Origin of the sequence: Halorubrum sp. SP9 (assembly GCF_005435015.1) — an archaeon.
In the GTDB taxonomy this organism is placed as follows: domain Archaea; phylum Halobacteriota; class Halobacteria; order Halobacteriales; family Haloferacaceae; genus Halorubrum; species Halorubrum sodomense.
On the sequence record NZ_SGXU01000257.1, the window covers coordinates 1 to 603 of the forward strand.

The following is a 603-nucleotide window of genomic DNA, read 5'->3' on the forward strand; positions in this document are numbered from 1 at the left end:
GGAACCCGGTCGGCGCGCTGCGGTAACTCGGCAGCGGCGTCTGGGGGTCCGCCGGGTGGCTGTTCGTCGTCACCGGGTTCATCATCCTCTCGTACTACAGCGTCGTCGCGGGGTGGTTCCTGCGCTACACGCTCATCGGAATCACCGAGGGGTACACGCTGACCGACCCGGCAGAGGCCGAGGCGCTGTACCAGACGGTCTCGACGGGGCTCGACACGCTCGTCTTCCACGCCCTGTTCATGCTGCTCGTCGTCGGCATCATCGCCGCCGGCGTCAGGCGCGGGATCGAACTGAGCGTGAAGGTGATGATCCCCGCCATCCTCGTGCTCCTCGTCGGCCTGGCCGCGTACGGATTCACGCTCGACGGCGCGAGCGCGGCGTACGCCTACTACCTCTCGCCGGACTTCGGGACGATCGCGGCGAACTGGACGGAGATCCTCCCCGCCGCGGCCGGACAGGCGTTCTTCACGCTCTCGCTCGGGATGGGCGTGATGATCACGTACGCCTCCTACCTCGGCGAGGACCGGAACCTCGCGGCCGACGCCGGGATCATCGCGACGATCGACACGCTCGTCGCCGTCCTCGTCGGCTTCGCCTTGGTCG

General features: G+C 68.3%; 1 pseudogene. It reads left to right on the top strand.

Features of this window, described 5'->3' with window-relative positions:
• Nucleotides 1–603: pseudogene (locus EXE45_RS17435) on the top strand (sodium-dependent transporter); the annotation flags it as partial.